Origin of the sequence: Bacillus alkalisoli (assembly GCF_002797415.1) — a bacterium.
GTDB lineage: Bacteria > Bacillota > Bacilli > Bacillales > Bacillaceae_I > Bacillus_CD > Bacillus_CD alkalisoli.
In genome coordinates this window covers 2,449,677-2,469,579 of the sequence record NZ_KZ454944.1, presented here as the reverse complement: position 1 = coordinate 2,469,579, position 19,903 = coordinate 2,449,677, and the positions used below count along the sequence as shown (strand labels likewise).

21 protein-coding genes and 1 other annotated feature are annotated in these 19,903 nt (G+C 34.9%); all 21 genes read left to right on the top strand.

Annotated features, from left to right (window positions below):
- Positions 1-66: 66 nt before the first annotated feature.
- The 21 genes from CDZ89_RS12240 to CDZ89_RS12140 all read left to right on the top strand — a co-directional run bounded on the left by CDZ89_RS12240 (position 67) and on the right by CDZ89_RS12140 (position 19,838).
- A complete protein-coding gene (locus CDZ89_RS12240; RefSeq protein ID WP_096154724.1) occupies positions 67-870 on the top strand; it encodes a cell division protein FtsQ/DivIB in 804 nt (267 codons plus the stop codon).
- On the top strand, positions 854-1,546 hold the full coding sequence (locus tag CDZ89_RS12235) for a DUF881 domain-containing protein (RefSeq protein WP_096154723.1): 693 nt from the start codon (positions 854-856) through the stop codon (positions 1,544-1,546). The genes CDZ89_RS12240 and CDZ89_RS12235 overlap by 17 nt, the downstream gene beginning before the upstream one ends.
- 11 nt (positions 1,547-1,557) lie before the next feature.
- Positions 1,558-2,274, top strand: a complete 717-nt coding sequence (locus CDZ89_RS12230; protein WP_176483735.1) for a DUF881 domain-containing protein — start codon at positions 1,558-1,560, stop codon at positions 2,272-2,274.
- Position 2,275: 1 nt separating this feature from the next.
- Positions 2,276-2,626 (top strand): small basic family protein, encoded by a 351-nt coding sequence (locus CDZ89_RS12225; RefSeq protein ID WP_096154722.1) that lies wholly within the window; start codon positions 2,276-2,278, stop codon positions 2,624-2,626.
- 125 nt (positions 2,627-2,751) lie between these two features.
- Positions 2,752-4,038 (top strand): cell division protein FtsA, encoded by a 1,287-nt coding sequence (gene ftsA / locus CDZ89_RS12220; RefSeq protein WP_096154721.1) that lies wholly within the window; start codon positions 2,752-2,754, stop codon positions 4,036-4,038.
- 44 nt (positions 4,039-4,082) lie between these two features.
- A complete protein-coding gene (ftsZ, locus tag CDZ89_RS12215) occupies positions 4,083-5,228 on the top strand; it encodes a cell division protein FtsZ (RefSeq protein WP_096154720.1) in 1,146 nt (381 codons plus the stop codon).
- Between the two features lie 529 nt (positions 5,229-5,757).
- Positions 5,758-6,687, top strand: a complete 930-nt coding sequence (gene spoIIGA, locus CDZ89_RS12210) for a sigma-E processing peptidase SpoIIGA (RefSeq protein WP_096154719.1) — start codon at positions 5,758-5,760, stop codon at positions 6,685-6,687.
- 64 nt (positions 6,688-6,751) lie between these two features.
- On the top strand, positions 6,752-7,471 hold the full coding sequence (gene sigE / locus CDZ89_RS12205; protein WP_096154718.1) for an RNA polymerase sporulation sigma factor SigE: 720 nt from the start codon (positions 6,752-6,754) through the stop codon (positions 7,469-7,471).
- A 144-nt stretch (positions 7,472-7,615) separates the two neighbouring features.
- Positions 7,616-8,395, top strand: a complete 780-nt coding sequence (gene sigG, locus CDZ89_RS12200) for an RNA polymerase sporulation sigma factor SigG (protein ID WP_096154717.1) — start codon at positions 7,616-7,618, stop codon at positions 8,393-8,395.
- A 311-nt stretch (positions 8,396-8,706) separates the two neighbouring features.
- Positions 8,707-8,970, top strand: a complete 264-nt coding sequence (locus tag CDZ89_RS12195) for a YlmC/YmxH family sporulation protein (RefSeq protein WP_096154716.1) — start codon at positions 8,707-8,709, stop codon at positions 8,968-8,970.
- A 114-nt stretch (positions 8,971-9,084) separates the two neighbouring features.
- Positions 9,085-9,900, top strand: a complete 816-nt coding sequence (gene pgeF / locus CDZ89_RS12190; RefSeq protein WP_096154715.1) for a peptidoglycan editing factor PgeF — start codon at positions 9,085-9,087, stop codon at positions 9,898-9,900.
- Positions 9,901-9,923: 23 nt separating this feature from the next.
- The gene (locus tag CDZ89_RS12185) at positions 9,924-10,598 is read left to right on the top strand and encodes a YggS family pyridoxal phosphate-dependent enzyme (protein ID WP_096154714.1); all 675 of its coding nucleotides are present in this window, start codon (positions 9,924-9,926) and stop codon (positions 10,596-10,598) included.
- A 22-nt stretch (positions 10,599-10,620) separates the two neighbouring features.
- Complete coding sequence (locus CDZ89_RS12180) at positions 10,621-11,088, top strand: cell division protein SepF (RefSeq protein ID WP_096154713.1); 468 nt, start codon at positions 10,621-10,623, stop codon at positions 11,086-11,088.
- Between the two features lie 5 nt (positions 11,089-11,093).
- Positions 11,094-11,366 carry a YggT family protein gene (locus tag CDZ89_RS12175; RefSeq protein ID WP_096154712.1) on the top strand — a complete coding sequence of 91 codons (273 nt, stop codon included), beginning with the start codon at positions 11,094-11,096 and terminating at the stop codon, positions 11,364-11,366.
- A gap of 2 nt (positions 11,367-11,368) precedes the next feature.
- Entirely contained in the window at positions 11,369-12,142 is a 774-nt protein-coding gene (locus CDZ89_RS12170; protein ID WP_096154711.1) for a YlmH family RNA-binding protein, read from the top strand.
- An 82-nt stretch (positions 12,143-12,224) separates the two neighbouring features.
- On the top strand, positions 12,225-12,725 hold the full coding sequence (locus CDZ89_RS12165; RefSeq protein ID WP_096154710.1) for a DivIVA domain-containing protein: 501 nt from the start codon (positions 12,225-12,227) through the stop codon (positions 12,723-12,725).
- Positions 12,726-12,789: 64 nt separating this feature from the next.
- Positions 12,790-13,015: a binding site (T-box leader), on the top strand.
- Between the two features lie 340 nt (positions 13,016-13,355).
- Entirely contained in the window at positions 13,356-16,127 is a 2,772-nt protein-coding gene (ileS, locus tag CDZ89_RS12160; RefSeq protein ID WP_100333746.1) for an isoleucine--tRNA ligase, read from the top strand.
- A 100-nt stretch (positions 16,128-16,227) separates the two neighbouring features.
- The gene (lspA, locus tag CDZ89_RS12155; protein WP_406564895.1) at positions 16,228-16,734 is read left to right on the top strand and encodes a signal peptidase II; all 507 of its coding nucleotides are present in this window, start codon (positions 16,228-16,230) and stop codon (positions 16,732-16,734) included.
- Entirely contained in the window at positions 16,734-17,648 is a 915-nt protein-coding gene (locus tag CDZ89_RS12150; protein ID WP_096154707.1) for an RluA family pseudouridine synthase, read from the top strand. Before lspA ends, CDZ89_RS12150 begins: the two co-directional genes overlap by 1 nt.
- Before the next feature lie 194 nt (positions 17,649-17,842).
- Positions 17,843-18,397: a bifunctional pyr operon transcriptional regulator/uracil phosphoribosyltransferase PyrR gene (gene pyrR, locus CDZ89_RS12145; RefSeq protein ID WP_264755091.1), complete on the top strand. Its 555-nt coding sequence runs from the start codon at positions 17,843-17,845 to the stop codon at positions 18,395-18,397.
- A gap of 133 nt (positions 18,398-18,530) precedes the next feature.
- Complete coding sequence (locus CDZ89_RS12140) at positions 18,531-19,838, top strand: solute carrier family 23 protein (protein ID WP_096154705.1); 1,308 nt, start codon at positions 18,531-18,533, stop codon at positions 19,836-19,838.
- The last annotated feature ends 65 nt before the right edge of the window (positions 19,839-19,903 follow it).

The following is a 19,903-nucleotide window of genomic DNA, read 5'->3' as shown; positions in this document are numbered from 1 at the left end:
AAAACGGCATAAATTTTTTATGTGCCGTTTCTTCCATTTATAACATTAAAGGGTGAATAGTAATAAATGACGAAAAATAAAGTGGTTACATTAGAAGACAGAATTCCGAAGTTAAAAGAACAAAGAAAACAAAAAGCTAACCGCCGACTTATTATTTATTTATCTTTTTTCTTTATCCTTATTATTTTTATTATTTATTTTCAGTCTCCATTGAGTAAAGTATCTGCTATTCAGGTTATTGGAAATGAACGTGTGTCGGAAGAAGAAGTAATAGAGCTTAGTACGATTGATAATAGTACAAGCTATTGGAGAGTTAATGAAAAGGAAGTTAGTGTTGCGATAAAGAGTCACCCTGAGATTAAAGGTGTGATATTAAAGAAGAAATTACCTAACACCGTGGAGATTATTGTTGAGGAACATTTAAGAATCGCTTACATATTTGATGATGGAGATTATCGACCAGTACTCGATAATGGAAAAATATTAATCCCGCAACCTGATAGTACCATACCGCATGATGCACCTATTATGTTTTATTGGAAAAAACATGAATTATTAGTTTCTTTTATAGATGAATTATTAAAGTTACCTGAATCCGTTATTTACGCAATTTCGGAAATTCATCATACGCCTGTAGAAAACAACAACCATTTGCTTACGTTGTACATGAATGATGGATTTGAAGTAAGAGCGAACATACGTGATTTCTCAAATAAATTAAAATCTTACCCGTCGATAGTATCACAGCTTGATCCATCGCAAAAAGGTGTCATAAATTTGGAGGTTGGAGCATTTTTTAAGCCTTATGAAACAATTGGATCTGAAGATGAAGAAGATGGAGTTGAACTAGACGATGAAAGTGAAGGGTAAACATGTTGTACTATCTTTTGTCTGTTTAGTGCTCGGTTTTATGGTCTCATTTTCTTACCAGCTAACAAAAGCTGAAGAAAAAAACATATCCGATAGACAATGGCAAAGAGATAATAATATTAGAAATACATTATTACAAACAGAGGAAAGAAATAGGCAACTTCAGCAAGAACTGTTTGAAAAACAAGACAAGCTTAGACGTTTTGAAGAAGAAATTGCCACAGGGGAACAAGTGCTATTCAACTTAGTTGAGGATGTTGAAAAATTAAGGATGTTTACAGGCAAAGTGAAAGTAAAAGGGCCAGGAGTAGAAGTTGCTCTTGCTGATGCGTCCTATGTTCCGTCTGAAGAAAATATTAATAATTATATTGTTCATGAAAGTCATGTTTTTAGAGTGTTAAACGAACTGCTAATTTCTGGAGCGGATGCAGTAAGTATAAATGGACAAAGAGTAACGAAAAACTCGTATATTGTATGTAACGGTCCGGTGATAACGATTGATGGAAATCAATATCCTGCTCCTTTTGTTATTAGTGCAATTGGAGACCCAGATGTTCTTATACCAGCTTTAAATATAGTTGGAGGAGTAAAAGACCAACTTTTATATGATAATATTAACGTCAAAATCTCGAAAAAAGATGAAATTGTTTTAGATCCAGTTATGCGAAAAGGGTAAGGTGTATTTTATTGGCAAGTCAAAAATTTAGCTTTTCCATTATAACGATTATTATTGGTTTTATGATAGCTGTACAATTTCAATCTGTAAAAGAGCCAGTCGTAAGAGATACTCGTGATACTTGGCAATTACGGAGTGACTTGAAAAAGGAACAAGAAATTCAATCGCAAATTATTACAGAGATTAGAAAATATGAAGAACAAATTCGTTTATATGAAGAAGAGAAAAGTCAGAGTAAAGAGACAATCTTACGAAAAACGCTAGAAGAGTTAAAAAAAGAAGCTGGATTAACCATTCTAGGGGGTCCAGGAATTAAAATGACGATAAATCTACTTTTTGATGATGAAACATATGGGTTTATTGATGATAATGTTTCTGCTGAGCTTTTAAGAAGGTTTATTAACGAATTAAACTCATACGATGTGGAAGAAATTTCGATTGCTGGCCAAAGAATTGTTAATTCGACTGTACTTAGAGAAGTGAATGGTCGGACTAAAATTAATAATACATGGTTACCAAGTCCTCCATTCGATATTGTAGTTGTAACGGAAGACCCGTCAAGGTTATACAATAGGTTACAAGTTTCAAGAGCAATGGACGAATTTGCTATCGAGAATTTTCTCTTAGAAATATCCACCCCAATTAATTACGTTTCAGTTCCGGCTTATGAAGAGCAAATAAGATTGAAAAACTTAGAAACAGTAAAATTAGAAACGGAGGGGAATTAGTATGTGGCTCCCACTCCTAGCGTTAGTTGTTGGTGTTGTTTTAGGACTTTCCTCTGAGATAAAAATACCAGATGAATATTCTAATTATTTATCTATTGCAGTGCTTGCTGCTCTGGACACTTTGTTTGGTGGTATTAGAGCTCATCTGCAAAATAACTATGATGAAAAAGTATTTGTATCAGGTTTTTTCTTTAATATTATTTTAGCAGCAAGTTTAGCTTTTCTTGGTGTACATCTTGGTGTAGACTTATATTTAGCAGCAGTTTTTGCATTTGGAGTAAGGTTGTTCCAAAATATCGCTGTTATTAGGCGTATAATTATATCTAAATGGAATTTATCAAAAGAAAATTGAGAATTAAGTAAAATTTATAAAGGGAATTATTAATAGGTGTTGAATACATTCTAGTATAATATTTTTTTAGTTTGAGTTGTTGTTCCATAGAATTTTTTTTAGTCGTTTGAAGGAGGTGCCACAGAATGAACAGCAATGCTATTTACGTAAGTTTGGACATCGGTACATCTAGTGTGAAAGTGATCATTTCAGAAATGTTAAATGACTCACTAAACATAATTGGAGTCGGTAATGTTAAATCAACTGGTATTAGAAAAGGTTCTATAGTAGATATAGATGAGACAGTTCATTCCATTAAAAAAGCTGTAGAACAGGCAGAAAGAATGATAGGTATGCCTGTAAAAAGAGTGGTTGTCGGAGTAACTGGTAATCATGTTCAGCTACAACGTTGTCACGGTGTTGTAGCAGTATCAAGTGAAAATCGAGAAATTAGTAATGAAGATGTTTCACGAGTTATTGAAGCCGCACAAGTTTTTTCTGTACCACCTGAAAGAGAAATTATTGATTGTATACCAAAACAATTTATAGTGGATGATTTAGATGAAATTAATGACCCAAGAGGAATGATTGGTGTTCGACTTGAAATGGAAGGAACACTTATCACAGGCTCCAAAACAGTGTTACATAATTTATTAAGATGTGTGGAGAGAGCCGGGCTTGAAATAACGGACATATGTTTACAACCTTTAGCCCTTGGTACCATTGCTTTATCGAAGGATGAAAAAAACTTAGGTGTTTCGATAATCGATATAGGTGGAGGCTCGACTACTTTAGCTGTGTTTGAAAATGGAAACCTGACTTCTACAACAGTTATTCCAATTGGTGGAGATCACATCACTAAAGACTTATCTATTGGCCTCCGCACTTCTACGGAAGATGCTGAAAAGATAAAGTTAAAACATGGGCATGCCTATTATGACCTTGCATCTGAAGAAGAAGTTTTTAGCGTCCCTATTATCGGAAGCGATCAACATCAACAGTTTAACCAACTAGAAATCTCTGATATTATAGAAGCTAGAATGGAAGAGATTTTTGATATTGTACAAGAAGAGTTGAGAAGATTAGGAGTTAGAGAGTTGCCAGGTGGATTCGTTCTAACTGGTGGTGTTGCTACAATGCCAGGAGTTTTAGAACTAGCTCAAGTTATCTTGAAGAACAATGTGAGAAAAGCTGTCCCTGATTATATTGGGGTCCGTGAACCACAATATACAACGGCTGTTGGCTTAATTCAGTTTGCATATAAAAATGCAAAATTGCAGGGCAGAAAAATTGAAGCAATCCCTCCTACTGAACAAGTGGAAGCGAGAGCACCTCAAAAAAAGAAACAAAGCCAAATGCAACAACAAACAAAAGGTGAACAACAAAAAGCAGGTTCAAAAGTAAAGAAATTCTTTGGCCTCTTCTTTGAATAAACAAAAAACTTGCCACAACTTTTGGAAAATTAGGAGGATCAATCATGTTGGAGTTTGATACAAGTATCGATCAATTAGCTACCATAAAAGTAATCGGTGTAGGTGGAGGCGGAAATAACGCTGTAAACCGAATGATAGAGCATGGTGTACAAGGTGTAGAATTTATTGCTGTTAATACGGACGCACAAGCGCTTAACTTATCAAAAGCAGAAGTGAAAATGCAAATCGGTGGAAAATTGACAAGAGGATTAGGTGCAGGTGCTAACCCTGAAGTAGGTAAAAAAGCAGCAGAAGAAAGTAAAGAGCAATTAGAAGAAGTGTTAAAAGGGGCAGATATGGTTTTCGTCACTGCTGGAATGGGTGGAGGTACTGGTACTGGTGCCGCTCCGGTTATTGCACAAATTGCTCGTGACTTAGGTGCTTTAACAGTTGGTGTTGTTACGCGACCATTTTCATTTGAAGGAAAAAAGCGTTCTGGACAAGCAGCTGGTGGAATTCAAGCGATGAAAGAAGGCGTGGATACGCTAATTGTTATTCCTAATGACAGACTTCTAGAAATCGTAGATAAAAACACACCAATGCTAGAAGCATTCCGTGAAGCGGATAACGTTTTAAGACAAGGTGTACAAGGTATATCTGACTTAATTGCAACACCTGGATTAATCAACCTAGATTTTGCAGATGTTAAAACAATTATGTCGAATAAAGGTTCTGCATTAATGGGAATCGGTGTTGCTACTGGTGAAAATAGAGCAGCTGAAGCAGCTAAGAAGGCAGTTTCATCCCCACTACTTGAAACCTCTATTGATGGAGCTCAAGGTGTTCTTATGAACATTACAGGGGGAACAAACTTAAGTCTTTACGAAGTTCAAGAAGCTGCAGATATCGTTGCGTCAGCATCCGACCAAGAAGTAAATATGATTTTTGGTTCTGTTATTAATGATAACTTAAAAGAAGAAATCGTTGTAACAGTTATTGCAACTGGATTTAGTGAAAAAGAATTAAATAATGCAAAGCATGTTGCTCGACCAGTATTTGGGGCCCAGAAGCAACCTGTTCAAAAACGTGAAGTTCCAAGAGAAGAGCCTGTTCAAGAAACACGTCCTCCTCAACAAAGTCAAACTCAATACCAAACAGAAGATACACTTGATATCCCTGCATTCTTACGTAATAGAAACCGCAGAAGGTAATAAAATATAGATATGTTAAAGCTTAGTGTTGATAATTAAATACTAATACCTGTTGATTTTTGTGCAAGGCTGAGACTCTTCGAAAATGCATCCGCATTTTCTTACGAAGGATGTACCGCTCCGGAGCCTTCCTTGTCCTGCGGGAAAAGCGGGGAGCGGGAGACTCCACAGGCGCTTGCGCTGAGGAGTAGGTTTTTTCACGACAGTGAAAATAACCTTCCTTTTTACCGCCCGCTGAAAGCGAAGCCTTGCACGGAAATCAACAGCGAACTTTAACACAGCCAAAATTATTAAAAGCCAAAAAGGATGATTCAACTACTTAGTTGAATCATCCTTTTTTTATGTATAAAAAAGAATAGAATTAGTATTTTGCCTAAGGTTGACAAAATCCGTATAAAATCTCCAAAAAATGTTTTCTACTAACGTCAGAAACTGACAGACTTCCTAATAAGATGTACTATATACTAGTTTCAAATAGAAAAAATAAGACTATTCAAAATTAACTATACTATGTAAATGAGGGAATTTGTTGACATTATACTTAGATGTTATTTGGATACTGAACTTAGTATTTGATTTTTTACTATTAACGATTACTGGACTTGTATTAAAAAGAAAAAGTGCGACTTGGAGAAGGTGGACGGGTGCATTCATCGGATCATTAATTGTCGTTTTAATGTTTACTCCGTTAGAAAAGTTTGTAACTCATACGATAGTAAAATTATTATTTTCTGTTGCGATGGTTTATGTTAGTTTCGGATTTTTCCGTCTTCGTACTTTCATAGAAAACATTCTCGTTTTTTATATGATTACTTTCGGAGTAGGTGGCGGAATAATTGCAATGCATTTTTTCTTGCAAGTAGATAATTCCTTCATCAGAGAATCATTATTTCAAGCAACTTCAGGATTTGGTGACCCGATATCATGGATTTTTGTTATCATTGGCTTTCCATGTATTCTTTATTTATCTAAAAAGCAGTTTGCTAGTCTGCAAGATAGAAAATTTAAATATGAACAATTAGCAGACATTACAATTCATATAGGTGATGTTGAAATTACAACGAGAGGGTTAATAGATAGTGGAAATCAATTGCAAGACCCTATTACGAAAACACCAGTTATGATTTTGCAAACTAGTGCTTTTGTCCAAAAAATACCTGAGGAAGTTTTACTTGCACAAAAACAAATACAGAGTACACAAGGATGGCCAACTTTTTCAGATGAAAATACTTGGGCTCAAAGGATAAGAATAGTACCTTATCGAGCAGTAGGTAAAGAAACTACATTAATGCTAGCGATAAAAGCAGATAAAGCAATTATTGTTCATGGTAATGACCATTTTGAGTGTAACAAGTTTTTGATTGGTTTAACTGATACGGAGTTATCATCGGAAGGAGAGTACTACAGTATTATCCATCCGAAAATGATTACTGATGGCCAAGTGAAGTCGGCTTCTTGAAGTAACTACAATTTATATATATTCTATTATGATTTATTACAGAATAAAAAGGAGGAAAAGTGACTTGAAAAATCTTAAAATTAAATTTACATATTTGTGGTACAAATTATTAATAAAACTAAAGCTAAAAACAGACGAAGTTTTTTATATAGGAGGTAGTGAAGCTTTACCTCCACCATTATCAAAAGAAGAAGAAGCGCACTTACTTGTAAAACTTCCAAATGGTGATCAAGCTGCGAGATCTATCTTAATAGAACGCAACTTACGTCTTGTAGTATATATCGCAAGAAAATTTGAAAATACAGGAATTAATATAGAAGATTTAATCAGTATCGGAACAATTGGTCTTATTAAAGCAGTAAATACGTTTAACCCTGAAAAGAAAATTAAACTAGCAACATATGCCTCAAGATGTATTGAAAATGAAATTCTAATGTATTTAAGAAGAAATAATAAAATCCGTTCAGAAGTTTCGTTTGATGAACCGCTTAATATCGATTGGGATGGAAATGAATTATTGTTATCCGATGTTTTAGGTACAGAGGAAGATATAATTACAAAAGATTTAGAAGCAAACGTTGATCGTAAACTATTACTTAAAGCTCTAGACCAATTAAACGACCGTGAAAAACAAATCATGGAATTACGTTTTGGCTTAATTGGAGGAGAAGAAAAAACGCAAAAAGATGTGGCGGATATGCTTGGTATATCACAATCATATATTTCACGTTTAGAAAAAAGGATAATAAAACGACTTAGAAAAGAATTTAATAAAATGGTATAGAAAAAATATTTTTTTAACTAAAAACGTTAGTATATAAAGGTTTACAAAATATGTAAAAATGTTCCGAATTTTCGAAGTGCATAAATTTCCCTCTGAAGGAGATACTTAACTCTGAAGCAGCAACTCCTGTTAGGAGGGGAAAGAATGACACGTAATAAAGTTGAAATTTGCGGAGTAGACACATCTAAACTTCCTGTGTTAAAAAATGAAGAAATGCGAAAACTTTTTCGTGAAATGCAAGGCGGTGAAATATCAGCGAGAGAGAAGCTTGTAAATGGAAACTTACGGCTTGTTTTAAGTGTTATTCAACGTTTTAATAATCGCGGAGAGTTTGTAGATGATCTATTCCAAGTAGGTTGTATAGGTTTAATGAAGTCCATTGATAACTTTGATTTAGGGCAAAATGTGCGTTTTTCAACATATGCTGTCCCTATGATTATTGGTGAGATTAGACGCTATTTAAGAGATAATAATCCTATTCGGGTTTCAAGGTCTCTTCGTGATATTGCTTACAAAGCTTTGCAAGTAAGAGAGCGACTAATGAGCGAAACATCGAAAGAGCCTACAGCGGAGGAAATAGCAAAAGTACTAGAGGTACCACATGAAGAAATTGTTTTTGCATTAGATGCTATTCAAGATCCAGTATCTTTATTTGAGCCAATTTACAATGATGGTGGAGACCCTATTTTTGTAATGGACCAGTTAAGTGATGAGAAAAACAAAGATATTCAATGGATAGAAGAACTAGCACTAAAAGAAGGTATGAGAAGATTAAATGACAGAGAGAAGCTTATATTGAGAAAACGATTTTTCCAAGGAAAAACACAAATGGAAGTTGCTGAAGAAATTGGAATCTCCCAAGCTCAAGTGTCGCGTTTAGAAAAAGCAGCAATAAAGCAAATGAACAAAAATATTCAAAGTTAATCGCTGAGTAAGTTTCAAATTGTAAGAATACAATACGAAAACGAATAATTAAATTAAATTTCCTAATTGTAATACAAAATAAAAAGAACATATTATTATTGTTAACAAAAATGTTCGTTTTCATTAAACGAACCGTGTTTATGGAATTGAATCCGCACTAAAAAATAAAAACACCTTTCGGACAAGCGTCCGAAAGGTGTTTTTCATGTTTTAAAAATACATAGTTTTAAATAATTCTATGTTTTCTTTCATGAACATTCCTATCCTCGTCATATAATGAATTATTAGGGTGAGAATAGGAGGTAATCGTTATGGTAAAAATATCAGACTTTCAATTAAAAGATGTTGTTAGTGTTTCGGAAGGAAGAAAATTAGGTAACATAGGGGATATAGATATAAATTTAGCAACGGGAAAAATCGAAGCAATAATAATTACAGGTGGAGGAAAAATGTTAGGCTTCTTCGGTAAAGATGAAGAGGTTGTCATTCCTTGGAGAAATATTGTAAAGATTGGGTCCGATGTTATTCTAGTAAGGTATCAATCAAAAATAGAAACAAATTTTGAAGAAATGTAATAATTGAAGATAAAAACATGAATTTTGATGTCGAAATTATCATTAAAACTCTAATAAATAGAAAAAATATGGTACAATATGAAGTAATATGAAGCATGAAAAGTAGGTGTAAAAGTGACTGAACCATTTCAATTAATAAATGAGAGCTTTCTCACAATCTCAGAATGGCAAAACCAACAGCCTAATTTAACTGTAGGGTTTACAACTAAAAATGGTGGGGTTAGTCACGGCAATTTTTCTTCCTTGAATTTAGGTTTACACGTAAACGATGATGAACTGAGTGTACAGCAAAATAAAAAGTACTTAGCAAACCTTTTATCTTTATCTACTAACAAATGGGTAGGATGTAATCAAGTTCATGACAATAAGATCATGAAGGTAGAAAAGAAACATGCAGGTGCTGGTGTAATGGATGAAGAAACTTCTATTCAAAAAACGGATGGCATCTATACAAAAGAGAAAGACATTTTATTAACGTTATGTTTTGCTGACTGTGTTCCACTCTATTTCTGGACAGAAAATATGGTTGGATTAGCACACGCTGGATGGCAAGGCACTGTGAAACTAATTGGTCCAGAAATGATTAATAAGTTAGTGCGTGAGGAAGAAATAGACCCTAAAGAAGTGAAAGTTGCTATAGGTCCGTCTATTTCTTCTGAACACTATATTGTTGATGATAAAGTAATCAATGCAGTTACCCCATTAATACATAAAGAAGAAAAACATCTAGTTTATAAAGAAATTAGTGAAGGGCAATATTCATTGGATCTAAAGTTATTAAACAAACTTTTACTTCTAAAAGTTGGAGTAAAAGTAGAAAATATTTTAGTATCTAACTTTTGTACGAGTGAAAATAGTGACCTTTTCTTTTCTCATAGGAGAGATAAAGGAAAATCAGGAAGAATGATAAGTTTTATTGGAATGAAATAACGGTAAAGTAGGAGGCTTATGTCTTGTCGGTAAAACAGAACTTTGCTCATATTAAAGAGAATATTAAAAGAGCATCCATAAGCATTAGTCGTAATGCTGAAGAAATTCACATCATTGCTGTTACTAAGTATGTCTCTATTCAAAGGGCAAAAGAAGCAGTGGATGCTGGAGTACAACATTTAGGTGAAAACAGAGACGAAGGGTTTCTCCAAAAATGGGACGAGCTGAAAGACACTGTTTCCTGGCACTATATCGGTACGTTACAATCAAGAAAAGTGAAGAATGTTGTAGATAAGATAGATTACTTACATTCATTAGATAGAGTTAGCCTAGCCGAAGAAATTGAAAAGCGTGCCAACAAGGTAATTAATTGCTTTATCCAAGTGAACACTTCTGAAGAAAAAAGTAAGCATGGAATTCAACGTAGTGAAGTATTGCCTTTTATTAAACAACTCGAACAGTTTAAAAAGATTAAAGTAGTTGGGCTAATGACTATGGCTCCTTTTACGGATAATGAAGAAATAGTGCGGGATTGTTTTAGGGAACTTAGGAATCTACAGCAAAAAGTACAATCTTTACATCTAGAACATGCACCATGTAAGGAACTATCAATGGGAATGTCAAATGACTATATAATTGCAGTTGAAGAAGGCGCTACGTTTATTAGAATTGGTTCTGCACTTGTAGGTAACGAATAATAATTAGGAGGGTAGAAGAAAAATGAGTATTAGAACTAAAATAAAGAGCTTATTTGCATTAGAGGATGAATACGAATATAAAGAACAAGAGACTTTTGAAGAAGAAGTTGTTCAAGAACCTAAGAAAACTCGTTCCTCCTTTCATCAAACTCAACCAACAAAGAATACACAAAATGTTGTAAGTTTACAGAGTGTCCAAAAGTCTGCCAAACTAATATTAATGGAACCAAGAAGTTATTCTGAAGCACAAGAAGTAGCAGACCATTTGAAGAGCAGAAGAGCGGTTATTGTAAATTTACAACGTATTCAACCTAGTGAGGCAAGAAAGATTGTCGATTATTTAGGAGGAACGGTATACGCAATAGATGGCCGTCTTGAACCAATTGGAAAAGATATTATTATTTGTACTCCAGATAATGTTGATATTGCTGGATCTATCTCTGAATTTATGCAACATGAAGAAGACTATAATAGTAGTAAAAGGTGGTAGTTAACTTGGTATTTATATTGAATTTAATCCTACAACTAGTTGGAATATATACCATATTGTTAGTAATATATGTTTTAATGTCATGGTTTCCTAATGCAAGGGAATCTTCTATTGGGCGTATGATAGGAAAAGTTTGCGAGCCTTATTTAGATATGTTTCGAAAAATCATACCGCCACTTGGTATGATTGATATCTCGCCTATTGTTGCAATTTTGGCTTTACGTTTTGCATCAGATGGTTTACTTTATTTATTTAGAATCCTAGGCCTTTATCCTTAAAAATGTCCATATATCAGCATTTCAGGAAAGAGGAACATGAATTTATTGATAAGATAGTTAGTTGGAAAGAATATGTACAACGTGTATATACTTCTAAACTTACAGATTTCTTAGATCCAAGAGAACAAGAAATATTATCATCCATCATTGGTCAAAACGGCGAAGTGCAATTTATTTTAAACGGCGGGCATCCTAATGCTGAAAGAAAGAGAGCTTTTATTTTTCCACATTATATTGTTCCAAACGAAGAAGATTTTCAACTGAAAGCATTTGAAATTCAATATGCTCAAAAATTTGTAAAGATTGACCATAGACATGTTTTAGGAGCATTAATGAACATTGGTTTGAAAAGAAGTAAATATGGTGATATTTCCATAGCTGGAAAAGATGTTTTTATTGTTGTATCCACTGAAATAGCTGACTTTGTAAAAATGGAGTTAAATGAAGTAGGTAAAGCAACTGTTACCCTTAAAGATATTCCTACTAAGCAAGTGAAGCTGGATGTGGAGAAATGGGAAGAGGCTAGTACAACTGCTTCTTCTTTGCGAATTGATACGATCATCGCATCCGTATATAATATCTCTCGTCAAAAGGCTCAAATACTTATCGAAGGTCAAAAAGTAAAAGTGAATTGGAAGTTAATCGACCAAACATCTTTTGATTGTGAAGAAGGAGATGTTATATCTGTTAGAGGATTTGGTCGTAGTAAGCTTGTTTCTGTAGATGGTAAAACTAAAAAAGATAAATATCGAATTATTGTAGGAAAACAAAAATAATCGCAAAATAAGCAGGATTTATAATTTTTTTGTCGAAAATACTTATAACATCAGTAATGAGATCTTATTGGAGGTGGCCTAGATGCCGTTAACACCACTTGATATTCACAATAAAGAATTTAGTAAAGGATTTCGCGGATACGACGAAGACGAAGTGAATGAATTTCTAGATCAAGTAATCAAAGATTACGAAATGGTCATCCGTGAGAAGAAAGAATTAGAGGAAAAATCAAAAGACCTTAACGAACGCCTTTCTCATTTTAGTTCAATAGAGCAAACGCTTAATAAATCTATTTTAGTTGCACAAGAAACAGCTGAAGATGTGAAAAGGAATGCTCAAAAAGAAGCAAAACTTATCATTAAAGAAGCAGAGAAGAATGCAGACCGCATTATAAATGAATCATTAATCAAATCAAGAAAAATACAAGTTGAAATTGAAGAGTTGAAAAAAACGTCAAAAGTTTTCCGCAATCGTTTTAAAATGTTAATTGAAGCTCAATTAGATATGATTAGCAGTGACGATTGGGAGCATTTAATGGAGTATGAAAACAAAGAAGAAAAAACGGAAGAAAATCGAGTATAACCTTGATATCTTTTCTTGTTTTTTGTATAATACGTACACAATAACTGTTTAACTTTAATATTATATTAAAACGTTGATAGGGACAGTAATTTCTACATATTGTTTATTTAAGCGAGTCGAGGGTGGTGAAAGCTCGACAAAACAAGTGGAAATGAATATCACCCTAGAGTGCCAAGCTGAAATAACAGTAAGCTTCGCCGGTTTATTCACGTTACGAATACTAAGTGGGTAAAGATTTTTTAACCTTTACCAAACTAGGGTGGTACCACGGGAGTTCTCTCGTCCCTTTTAGGGATGAGAGAACTCTTTTTATTTATTTTTATCTTGATACAAGATTAATTATTTTATTTTTCTTGGGAATGCACATAATGCACCATGAAGTATAATTAGTTTAGCATTCTAAATACTAACCTAACCTAAGTTGTTGTTAGCACGAGTTGCGAGACGCCTGCGGGAGTGTGTGTCAAGGGAGACCCCGCAGGCGTAAGCGCCGAGGAGTAGGTTTTTTCACGATAGTGAAAATAACCTTCCTTTTTACCACCCGCGGAAAGCGAGCAAATCGTGTAACAACAACAATTAGTATCCAACGAATAACTTTTCATGGTAGCAATAGAAAATGGAGGAATTATCATGGAGTACAAAGACACATTACTTATGCCAAAAACAGATTTCCCAATGAGAGGAAACCTACCTAATAGAGAACCTCAAATGCAAGAAAAATGGTCCGAAATGGACATCTATAAAAAAGTACAAGAAAGAACAAAAGGCAGACCTTTCTTCATCCTACACGACGGACCACCATACGCAAATGGTGACATCCACATGGGTCACGCATTAAATAAAGTTTTAAAGGACTTCATCGTTCGTTATAAATCAATGAGTGGTTATCACTCTCCGTATGTGCCTGGTTGGGATACACATGGTTTACCAATCGAAACAGCATTAACGAAGAATAAAAAAGTAAACAGAAAAGAAATGTCAGTAGCTGAATTCCGTAAACTTTGTGAAGAATATGCATATGATCAAGTCGATAGGCAACGTGATCAGTTCATGCGTTTAGGAGTAACTGGTGATTGGTTCAACCCATACATCACATTAAAACCAGAATATGAAGCGCAACAAATTAAAGTATTTGGTGATATGGCAAGAAACGGTTTAATCTATAAAGGCTTAAAGCCTGTATATTGGTCTCCATCAAGTGAGTCAGCACTTGCTGAAGCGGAGATTGAATACCAAGATAAACGATCTGCTTCCATTTATGTTTCCTTCTCAGTAGTCGATGGCAAAGGCGTTTTAGAAGGAGACGAAAGTTTCATTATCTGGACAACAACTCCATGGACAATTCCTGCTAACTTAGGTATTTCTGTACACCCTGAATTAGATTACAGCATTGTAAAAGTAGAAGATAAGAAGTTTGTTATTGCAACTGAACTATTAGAAGCAGTAACTAAAGAACTTGAATGGGAAACTGCAGAAGTAGTGAAGACAGTAAAAGGAAAAGAATTAGAGCATGTTCTTGCTAAACATCCATTATACGATCGCACTTCACTTGTTATGTTAGGTGAACACGTTACAACTGACGCTGGTACTGGGTGTGTCCATACTGCACCAGGACATGGAGAAGATGACTTTGTAGTTGGTCAAAAATACGGCTTAGACGTTTTGTGTCCAGTTGATAGTCGTGGATATATGACAAATGAAGCAGCTGGATTTGAGGGGCTTTTCTATGATGAGGCAAACAAACCAATTACTGAAAAACTAACAGAAGTTGGTGCCCTGCTAAAACTAAGTTTTATCACACACTCTTACCCACACGACTGGAGAACGAAAAAACCTACAATTTTCCGTGCAACAGCTCAATGGTTTGCTTCCATTGATAAAATCCGTGACCAATTACTAGAAGCGGTTGCAGAAACAAAATGGGTTCCAGCATGGGGTGAAACACGTCTGCACAATATGGTTCGTGACCGTGGAGATTGGTGTATTTCTCGTCAACGTGCATGGGGTGTTCCAATTCCAGTATTTTATGCGGAAAATGGGGAAGCAATTATTACGGATGAAACGATTAACCATGTTTCAGCACTATTTAGAGAGCACGGTTCAAATATATGGTTTGAAAAAGAAGCGAAAGACTTATTACCTGAAGGATTTACTCATCTAGGAAGTCCAAACGGTCACTTCTCTAAAGAAACAGATATTATGGATGTTTGGTTTGACTCTGGATCTTCCCATCAATCTGTATTAGAAGAAAGAGATGACCTACAACGTCCAGCCGATCTTTATTTAGAAGGTTCTGACCAATATCGTGGTTGGTTTAACTCTTCTTTAACAACTGGTGTGGCAGTAACTGGAAAAGCTCCTTATAAAGGAATTTTAAGCCACGGTTTTGCACTAGATGGACAAGGAAGAAAAATGAGTAAATCATTAGGAAATGTAGTACTTCCATCAAAAGTCATGAACCAACTAGGTGCTGATATTTTACGTTTATGGGTAGCTTCCGTTGACTATCAAGCGGATGTAAGAGTTTCCGATGATATTTTAAAACAAGTTGCTGAAGTTTATCGTAAAATTAGAAACACATTCCGTTTCTTATTAGGAAATCTTGCGGACTTTGATCCAAATCAGCATGCTGTTAATGTAGAAAACCTAAGAGATGTAGATAAATATATGTTAGTGAAATTAAATAATTTAATGTCAAAAGTGAAAAAGGGTTATGATGAGTATGAGTTTGCAACAATCTATCATGCTGTACACAACTTCTGTGCAATTGAATTAAGTTCATTCTATTTAGACTTTGCGAAAGATATTTTATATATTGAAGCAACGGATAATAGTGAAAGACGTGCCATTCAAACAGTGTTATATGAAACATTATTAGCATTAACAAAGTTAGTAGCACCTATTTTGCCTCACACGGCAGATGAAGTGTGGTCTCACATTTCATTTGTACAAGAGGAAAGTGTTCAACTAGTAGATATGCCTGAAGCTTTATCTATTTCCAATTCCGATGAAATTGAAAAGAAATGGGATGCATTTATGGAGTTACGTGATGATGTATTAAAAGCATTAGAAGTTGCTCGTAACGAAAAAGTTATTGGAAAATCATTAACGGCGCACGTTACTTTGTATCCAAATGTATCAACAAAAGAGCTACTAGATTCAATTGAAGAAAATGTTCAACAATTATTTATCGTTTCCGGACTGACAGTTGAAACTTCGAAAGAAACTGCACCTGAAAATGCACACGTATTTGAGAACGTAGCCATTACGATTGAAAATGCAAAAGGCGAAACTTGTGAACGTTGCTGGGTTGTAACACCGACAGTTGGAGAAGATACAGATCACCCAACGCTTTGCCCACGTTGTGCATCTGTTGTGAAAAATAACTATACGACAAATTAACATATGAAAAGGGTGCTCGAATAGGGTTAATTACCTTTATTCGGGCACTCTTTTTAAATGGATAATAATAAATTGTACGTTAGGATTTCATTTTGCTATAATGAAAGGTAGGAAATTTTCGAATCGTGGAGGAATTGTTGTGAGATACTATCTTATCGCACTTATTGTTATCTTATTAGACCAAGTCACAAAATGGCTAGTAGTACAGTATATGGAAATTGGTCAACATATTAAGATCATAGATAACTTCTTATATCTATCATCCCACCGAAATGCTGGAGCAGCGTGGGGAATTTTAGAAGGACAAATGTGGTTCTTTTACATCATTACAGTAGCAGTAGTTATTGGATTAATAATTTATATGCAAAAATTACCGTCAGACCAAAATTGGATGAAGTTAGCCTTAGCGTTAATGTTAGGTGGAGCAATAGGAAACTTTATTGATCGCTTATTCCGTAAAGAGGTTGTAGACTTTGTTAATACGTATATTTTCACTTACGACTTTCCTATTTTTAACGTTGCAGATTCTGCATTAGTTGTAGGAGTAGGTATCATATTAGTATTAACGATATTAGAAGGTAAAAAGGAAAAGGAGCAAATTAATTAATGAATGAAACTTTACAACATCATGTAGAAGAAATAGAAAAAGGGGACCGTATTGATAAAGTTATTTCTTCCCTTAATGAAGAATGGTCAAGAAATCAAGTTCAACAATGGATTAAAGATGGAAATGTATTAGTAAATGAACAAAAAACAAAACCTAACTACAAATGTAGTATCGGTGATAAATTAACAATTATGATTCCAGAACCAGAAGAATTAAATGTTACTCCAGAAGAAATGAATTTAGATGTCTACTACGAAGATGCGGACGTTATTGTAGTAAACAAACCAAAAGGAATGGTTGTACATCCAGCTGTAGGACATGCAAGTGGAACATTAGTAAACGGCTTAATGGCACACTGTAAAGACCTTTCTGGAATTAATGGTGTCCTTCGTCCAGGTATTGTGCATCGAATCGATAAAGATACATCTGGTTTATTAATGGTAGCAAAAAATGATTTTGCGCATGAAAAGCTAGTAAATCAACTAGTAGCAAAAACAGTAACAAGAAAATATCAAGCAATCGTACACGGAGTAATTAAACATGATGTTGGTACAATTGATGCTCCAATTGGTCGTGATAAAAAAGAACGTCAAAGTATGTCAGTTACAGATGAAAATAGTAAGCATGCAGTAACACATTTCCGTGTTATAGAAAGATTTAATGATTTTACACATGTAGAATGCCGCTTAGAAACGGGTAGAACACACCAAATCCGCGTGCATATGAAATATATTGGTTATCCTCTAGTTGGTGATCCAAAATATGGCCCAAGGAAAACATTACCAATTGAAGGTCAAGCATTACACGCTGGCGTATTAGGATTTGTGCACCCAAGGACAGAAGAATATTTAGAATTCTCAGCACCAATTCCAACAGAATTCGAAGAACTATTAAAATCGTTAAAAAGTGATTGACAGCTCGACATTATTCTGCGATAATCATTTTAACAAGATAGACCTTTAACAGGCAGTCCCGTGAGGCTGAGAAGGTAACGGATACAGTAGGAGAAATTGTAGGGATAAATGTATCTCTATGTTTCCTCATACTACCTAAACCTCTCATCCATATAGGGTGAGAGGTTTTTTCGTTACGTAAAACGAAAAAAGAGGTGAATAAAATGACGCAAAAAGCAATTGTACTAGACGAGCAAGCAATAAGAAGAGCATTAACAAGAATCGCACACGAAATAATTGAGAAAAATAAAGGAATAGAAAACACAGTACTTGTAGGTATCAAAACTAGAGGAATCTACATCGCAAAGAGACTTGCGGAAAGAATTCATCAGATAGAAAATAAAGAAATCGCAGTAGGCGAAATCGATATAACTCTTTACCGAGACGACTTAACTACTAAAACAAGTGACAATGAACCGTTAGTAAAAGGCTCAAACTTGCCTGTAGACATAACAAACAAAAAAGTAATCTTAGTAGACGATGTGCTATTTACTGGTAGAACTGTTCGAGCAGGTTTAGATGCTTTAATGGATAACGGAAGACCATCTCAAATTCAACTAGCAGTATTAGTGGATAGAGGTCATCGTGAACTACCAATACGAGCTGATTATGTAGGAAAAAACATTCCAACTGCTAGCTCTGAAAAAATTGTCGTAGAACTCTCTGAAGTGGATGTATTAGATCAAGTTAGTATACATGAAAAAGAATAAGACCCTTTAATGAAGTCCAGAGAGGCTTGCAAAGGGGGAACAAGGAGCATACGTATGTATACGTCTACCTCCTTATGACCTCTTTGCGAAATTCGTAAAGAGTTTTTTTATGCAAATTATAGGAGGAACACATATGAATGAAAAACCAGTATTAGACGTACATGAAAGACCAGCATTGCCAACCTGGGTAATGTTAAGTTTACAACATTTATTTGCCATGTTTGGGGCAACTATTTTAGTACCAATGATTGTGGGACTTAGTCCTGCAGTAGCATTAGTATCAAGTGGTCTTGGTACTTTAGCATATCTACTAATAACTAGAGGACAAATTCCTGCTTACTTAGGGTCATCCTTTGCTTTCATTGCACCAATTTTAGCAGCAACAGCATTCGGTGGACCAGAAGCAGCCATGTTAGGAAGCTTTTTTGCAGGTATCGTATATGGCTTAGTAGCTTTACTAATAAAAAAACTTGGTCACGGTTGGATTATGAATGTGTTACCACCTGTAGTAGTAGGTCCAATCATTGTTGTAATCGGATTAGGATTATCTGGAGTAGCGATTAACAACTCTATGTATGTTAACCCAGGTGCAGAAGTGCTTGAATATAGTGGAGTACACTTTACAGTAGCGCTTCTAACGTTAGCATTAACAGTAGTTTGTGCAGTTTTCTTAAAAGGATTTTTCGGAGTAATTCCAATTTTAATAGGTGTAGTTGGTGGTTATACAATCGCTTACTTCTTTGGTCTAGTAGACTTTACTCCAATCCAAACAGCAGCTTGGCTACAAGCACCACAATTTTTAGTACCATTCGTAACGTACACACCAGACTTTAAATGGGCTATATTGTTGATTATGGTTCCAGTAGCAGTAGTAACAATTGCAGAACATATCGGAGATCAAATGGTATTAGGTAAAATTACAGGAAGAAACTTTGTAGAAAAACCAGGATTACACCGCTCAATTTTAGGAGACGGAGTTGCAACAATTATTGCTTCTTTCATCGGTGGACCCCCAAATACTACTTATGGCGAAAACATCGGTGTGTTAGCGATCACGAGAGTATTTAGTGTGTTCGTAGTAGGTGGAGCTGCAGTACTTGCTATACTGTTAGGGTTTGTTGGAAAGGTTGCGGCCTTTATTACAACGATTCCAACACCGGTAATGGGTGGAGTATCCATCCTACTTTTCGGAATAATCGCTTCAAGTGGATTCCGTGTACTAATTGATAATAAAGTAGACTTCGGAGTTAAAAGAAACTTAATCATTGCATCAGTAATCGGAGTAATCGGTGTAGGTGGAGCATTCATCCAAGTTGGTGAAAACATCAACATTCCTGCTATGGCATTAGCAGCTATCATTGGAGTAGTACTAAACCTAGTTTTACCTGGTAAAGATTCATATACACCAGAAGACGAAAAACAAAATAGTCAAGCAGGTTAAACCTTTTAAAGCTAGTCCGGAGAGACTAATAAGGGTGTGCAACTGCTAGTTTAATAGAGTTTATA

Excerpts from the sequence above, each read along its gene's own strand:
- CDZ89_RS12240 (WP_096154724.1), top strand. The coding sequence starts at position 67 with ATGACGAAAAATAAAGTGGTTACATTAGAAGACAGAATTCCGAAGTTA.
- CDZ89_RS12235 (WP_096154723.1), top strand. The coding sequence starts at position 854 with ATGAAAGTGAAGGGTAAACATGTTGTACTATCTTTTGTCTGTTTAGTG.
- CDZ89_RS12225 (WP_096154722.1), top strand. The coding sequence starts at position 2,276 with ATGTGGCTCCCACTCCTAGCGTTAGTTGTTGGTGTTGTTTTAGGACTT.
- ftsA (WP_096154721.1), top strand. The coding sequence starts at position 2,752 with ATGAACAGCAATGCTATTTACGTAAGTTTGGACATCGGTACATCTAGT.
- ftsZ (WP_096154720.1), top strand. The coding sequence starts at position 4,083 with ATGTTGGAGTTTGATACAAGTATCGATCAATTAGCTACCATAAAAGTA.
- sigG (WP_096154717.1), top strand. The coding sequence starts at position 7,616 with ATGACACGTAATAAAGTTGAAATTTGCGGAGTAGACACATCTAAACTT.
- CDZ89_RS12195 (WP_096154716.1), top strand. The coding sequence starts at position 8,707 with ATGGTAAAAATATCAGACTTTCAATTAAAAGATGTTGTTAGTGTTTCG.
- CDZ89_RS12180 (WP_096154713.1), top strand. The coding sequence starts at position 10,621 with ATGAGTATTAGAACTAAAATAAAGAGCTTATTTGCATTAGAGGATGAA.
- CDZ89_RS12170 (WP_096154711.1), top strand. The coding sequence starts at position 11,369 with ATGTCCATATATCAGCATTTCAGGAAAGAGGAACATGAATTTATTGAT.
- CDZ89_RS12165 (WP_096154710.1), top strand. The coding sequence starts at position 12,225 with ATGCCGTTAACACCACTTGATATTCACAATAAAGAATTTAGTAAAGGA.
- ileS (WP_100333746.1), top strand. The coding sequence starts at position 13,356 with ATGGAGTACAAAGACACATTACTTATGCCAAAAACAGATTTCCCAATG.
- lspA (WP_406564895.1), top strand. The coding sequence starts at position 16,228 with ATGAAAGGTAGGAAATTTTCGAATCGTGGAGGAATTGTTGTGAGATAC.
- CDZ89_RS12150 (WP_096154707.1), top strand. The coding sequence starts at position 16,734 with ATGAATGAAACTTTACAACATCATGTAGAAGAAATAGAAAAAGGGGAC.
- CDZ89_RS12140 (WP_096154705.1), top strand. The coding sequence starts at position 18,531 with ATGAATGAAAAACCAGTATTAGACGTACATGAAAGACCAGCATTGCCA.